This is a genomic window from Edwardsiella hoshinae NBRC 105699 = ATCC 33379 (assembly GCF_000474215.1).
Lineage (GTDB): Bacteria > Pseudomonadota > Gammaproteobacteria > Enterobacterales > Enterobacteriaceae > Edwardsiella > Edwardsiella hoshinae.
Map to the genome: position 1 here is coordinate 1 of NZ_BAUC01000059.1, position 3,984 is coordinate 3,984.

General features: G+C 57.9%; 6 protein-coding genes and 2 pseudogenes. All 8 read right to left on the reverse strand.

Annotated features, from left to right (window positions below):
• Positions 1 to 581, reverse strand: a pseudogene (locus EHO01S_RS16660) (phage tail protein); the annotation flags it as partial.
• Positions 578 to 787, reverse strand: coding sequence for a hypothetical protein (locus tag EHO01S_RS16665; protein WP_035370899.1), 210 nt, complete (start codon positions 785 to 787; stop codon positions 578 to 580). The gene EHO01S_RS16665 and the pseudogene EHO01S_RS16660, both read right to left, overlap by 4 nt.
• A complete protein-coding gene (locus tag EHO01S_RS16670; RefSeq protein ID WP_035370901.1) occupies positions 777 to 1,439 on the reverse strand; it encodes a DUF1834 family protein in 663 nt (220 codons plus the stop codon). The genes EHO01S_RS16665 and EHO01S_RS16670 overlap by 11 nt, the downstream gene beginning before the upstream one ends.
• Positions 1,436 to 1,864 (reverse strand): gp436 family protein, encoded by a 429-nt coding sequence (locus EHO01S_RS16675; RefSeq protein ID WP_024525011.1) that lies wholly within the window; start codon positions 1,862 to 1,864, stop codon positions 1,436 to 1,438. Before EHO01S_RS16675 ends, EHO01S_RS16670 begins: the two co-directional genes overlap by 4 nt.
• Positions 1,865 to 1,879: 15 nt before the next feature.
• Positions 1,880 to 2,254, reverse strand: a complete 375-nt coding sequence (locus tag EHO01S_RS17805; protein WP_024525012.1) for an HI1506-related protein — start codon at positions 2,252 to 2,254, stop codon at positions 1,880 to 1,882.
• Between the two features lie 2 nt (positions 2,255 to 2,256).
• Positions 2,257 to 3,162: a Mu-like prophage major head subunit gpT family protein gene (locus tag EHO01S_RS16685; RefSeq protein ID WP_024525013.1), complete on the reverse strand. Its 906-nt coding sequence runs from the start codon at positions 3,160 to 3,162 to the stop codon at positions 2,257 to 2,259.
• Positions 3,163 to 3,175: 13 nt separating this feature from the next.
• A complete protein-coding gene (locus EHO01S_RS16690; RefSeq protein WP_035370903.1) occupies positions 3,176 to 3,574 on the reverse strand; it encodes a capsid cement protein in 399 nt (132 codons plus the stop codon).
• A pseudogene (locus EHO01S_RS16695) lies at positions 3,571 to 3,984 on the reverse strand (phage protease); the annotation flags it as partial. The gene EHO01S_RS16690 and the pseudogene EHO01S_RS16695, both read right to left, overlap by 4 nt.

Sequence of the window (3,984 nt, forward strand, 5' to 3'; positions counted from 1 at the left end):
ACACCGGCGGCACTACAGGCTACACTCAGCAAAATATCGTTACCGAATGCGCCTTTTTGCTTGGCGGTCAGCGTGACTTTTTTCCCGCCGCTATCCGTAACAGTCGCCGTGACGGGCAGTAGGGATTCGGCGTTAATCGCAGCGGCCAGCGCGGTGTGCATCGTATCTGCGCTATCCTGGCTATCAATCGCCACATCGATGCGCATATTTGATACCCACAGGGACACGGTGCCACTGCTGGTAGCGGGTCCGGTGAGGGTGACAGTCCCCGTGGCTGCCTGGCCGGCGCTGTGCTCTTCCAGACCAATGACCTGCAATTGCAGATAGTCATAGGACAAGATCGCCGCGCGGGCCATCAGGTGCGCCAGTGACCCGGCACCGAACAGGGAAGCCGCCTCATCGTCTGAAAAGACGTTATGCAGCTCGAGCGGCTTGGCCGAGCCACTTTTCATCAGCGGCGCGATGATCAGCATGGTTTGCAGGTTGCCCGGTAATGTGCGCACCGCCATGCGGGTATTAAACTCCAGGTATTGCCCCGGCTTACGGGTGCTGCCCGGAATGGTGTCGAACGTAATGGTCATGCGGTTTTATCCTCCGTGTCCATTTCTGCCACGGTGTTATCGGTGCGGCCTGTACGGCTAGCCGGTTTACTCTGTAAGTCGCCCGACTGGAGCAGGCGGCGGTAATAGGCGCTATCCGGCACATCAACGAACGTTTTGTCATCGATATAGCGGGCGGGGTTGTCCTCTTTCGGTACGCGCAACCCTGTCGCGGCCTTAACTTTCATCAGCGGGATCTCCATCCAGGTTAATCAGATCTGCGGGGTGGTCACGAGAGCCGATACCAGGCGGGTCATAGGACAACCCGATACGCCGTACCGGTGCCTCTGGTTCGGCCAGGCGGCCCCGATATCGGGTAAACAGGTGATCGGGGATCTCATCGCGCTCTTCCCGCGCGGGCCATGCGCCCTGTGCAAGCGGTGTTTCAACCCATGAGGTATCAAACTCGATGGCGAATACCGATAACGCCCGGTTCTCCAATTGGGTGTTGTACAGGGTACGCACCTTACCCGGTAGGAATGGCGTGATCTCCAGCCCTAAACTCTGCATGGTGAGCAGGCGGCGCACGGCATAAATCATCCGGTAGCAGCCCACCTCATCCACACGTGCGCCCCCTTGGCGGCCCGCCTGTTCGCTACGGGTGTTGTAATCGCCCACCATCACCACAAAACGCCCATACGCCCGAAACCGTTTGTGACTGGTGCTACAGGGTTCTGTGCGCGGGATGCCACCGAACGTCACCCAGGCTGCTGGCAGGCAACGCACCATGTTGCCCAGATCCCGATCCAACTCGCCGCCATAACTGACGACCTCACGCACCATGCGCCCCATACCTGCCGTTAAACGGGCAATAACGGCATTTTCAATCTCGGTTATCAAAAGGCACCTCCGCCTGTTGCATCCCGCCCAAACTGGCGCGGGGTGGAAACAAAACGCATCTGTGACCCGGCTCTCACCGGCTCGCCGCTCTCGGTACGCCCCAGGCTGATAGCCCCGGCGGCGACTTTCTCCAGAAAGCGGATCGCATCTTCATAGCGCATGCGGATCTCCTCGGAGCACTGCCGGCTGGCCGTTGCCAGGTGATAACGTGCGATATCGCAGCAACGACCCACCAGAATGCGCGGGGTATCTGGCCAGGGGGTGGGATAGCGGGCAACCAGATAACCATCGATCTCAGCACTGGCACGCTGTAACGCTGCCTCCATTACCGGCTCATTGATGCCGCCGGAATAGTCTGGATCAGCCAGCGAGGAGCACTCACGCTCGCCAAATGACAGCCGCATATCCTGGATCGTTGCGTACATCGGATAGCCCTCTTATTACTCACCCGTGGGTTTCACGGCCTTGTCTTTGGTATTGCCCTTGGCTTTGGCCTTATCCGTTACCGGCTCGGGAGTGGGGCTGTTCGCTGTCAGTTCGGCGACACGCGCGTTGGCGGCTTCCAGCTCAGCACTTAGCGCGTCATTGCGTTGCTGCGCATCAACCAAAGCGGCTTTGAGGGCGGCAATCTGCTGCTCAGCAGCTTGCTGGCTTTGTGCCTGCGGATTGTCACGGGTTACAATCAGCATCGGCTCCGCTTCCAGGATGGCCAACTGCTCCGGCGAGAAGTGATCATCAGCCCAGGCCGTAGTGTGCTCACTGTGTGCTACACCGCAGCGGTAGAACCCATTTCGTTTTGACGTGATATAAATCATGCTTATGCTTCCCCGGTTGAGCCATAGGCCATCTGCCAGAAGCCATAGCCGCCAGCCGCACGAGCTTCAGCACCAAATTTGTATTTACGGCGCATGAATACGTCGTCGGCGTTCCCGTCGGTCTGTTCGACCAATTTCGGCGCTTTACGCTCCTGGTAGATAAAAGGCTTCACATCGTTGGAGGTATCCAGCAAGAACCACGCTGTTGGCGAGGTCAGACGCGGCTCGACCACCACCTCACACGCCCCCTTGTAGATATTGGTCTTGCCATCCTCGAAGCGATCGGCGGTCATCAGGGTGTTGGCGGTATCCTCCAGCTCTGGCGGCACCAGGAGCACCGTCGGGCGAATACTCAGCGGGCGGCCCTCGCTGTCCGTAAAGCGGCGCATTTGCATCTTGGCGGCACCGAACGAGGCTTTAGCCTCAGCCAGGCTAGAGCAAGAAAGTGCCTTGGTGCCCTTGTTGGATACCGTGCCGCCTGCCTGTGGGTGGTCGGTATCGAAGAAATACTGACCATCAAAACAGGTGGATTTAAACCCATTATTGATCAGGGCGAAGACGATATCGTCCGGCAGATCAGCCGCCGCACGCCCAGCGCTCTTTGCCTTGAGGGCATACTGACCGGTCTGATCGTCTTCCAGGTCATTACGATCGACCTCAATGGTGGTTTCCCAGTCGTCGTTGGTAATGCTGTATTTAAATGCGGCCAGCGCCTTGACGCACTTCTCTCCAATCCACTTGCGCATCCGAGGGAAGTCGCTCAACCAGGAGTAATCCTCGGTCTTAGTCCCGGAGGGGACTTTCATGGCAACCTTTTCCCACTGCCCCGGCTCACGCTTTAAAGCGTCGTTAAACAGCTTTTTCAGGCCGACAAAAAATGTCGTGATGTTCTTTTTATCAATGATCATGCTATGTATGTCCTTACCCAATCAGTACCTGTACGCCGCTATCAGCGGAAACCGTCAGCACACGGCCAACCACTGGCGCGTTACCGCCATCCGTTTTTGAGACAGTCACACTGTCATGCAGGTAGCAGGACTTGCCGACCTCGGCCTGGGTGACAGCGCTGCCGCTGTTATTCTCCAGAAAGACTGCCAGACCTCGGCGTACCATCACCGAGCGTGCGCCCTGAGCACCACCAGTGTTATCCACGGCTTCATCGCACACACCGATCAGTAAATTCCCGCTCGCCTTCGCGCCAGCAATGGCATAGCCGGCACTGTTAACGCAGACCAGATGGCCCGCATCGATTTTTGCCCCGGCCTCACAGGGCACCGGGAACAACTTCCCGTCGTTAAACGCGGTGTTTCTGTCCATCATTCCTCTCCCAGCGCTTTGGCCATCTCGTCTGGGGTAATTCCCAGGCTAGAGCAAATCGCCAATTGGGTTGCATCTAACTCATCACTCGCTTTCTGCGATTGATGCGTTGCCTTCAAATCTGACTGGCTGGATTGCATACTGCTCAGCGCAGCCAGCGGCGTTACGCCCTCCAGATACGTTTTCAGTGCGGCCGGATCTTTACGGCCCAGATCTTTTGCCCAGCCCTCCATCGCCGGCACCAGACGGCCATCTGAGAGAGCGGCTTGCACCAACCCATCCAGCGCCTGCGTTTCCACATTGGCTTGTACCTGGCTAAGCTGGGCGCGTAACTGGTTAACCGCCTCAATCGGGACATATTTGGCCGGGTCATAGGCGGCGGCTGATAACGCGGTGATCTGGGCGTTGCAGGT

Excerpts from the sequence above, each read along its gene's own strand:
- EHO01S_RS16690 (WP_035370903.1), bottom strand. The coding sequence starts at position 3,574 with ATGATGGACAGAAACACCGCGTTTAACGACGGGAAGTTGTTCCCGGTG.
- EHO01S_RS16685 (WP_024525013.1), bottom strand. The coding sequence starts at position 3,162 with ATGATCATTGATAAAAAGAACATCACGACATTTTTTGTCGGCCTGAAA.
- EHO01S_RS16675 (WP_024525011.1), bottom strand. The coding sequence starts at position 1,864 with ATGTACGCAACGATCCAGGATATGCGGCTGTCATTTGGCGAGCGTGAG.
- EHO01S_RS16665 (WP_035370899.1), bottom strand. The coding sequence starts at position 787 with ATGAAAGTTAAGGCCGCGACAGGGTTGCGCGTACCGAAAGAGGACAAC.
- EHO01S_RS17805 (WP_024525012.1), bottom strand. The coding sequence starts at position 2,254 with ATGATTTATATCACGTCAAAACGAAATGGGTTCTACCGCTGCGGTGTA.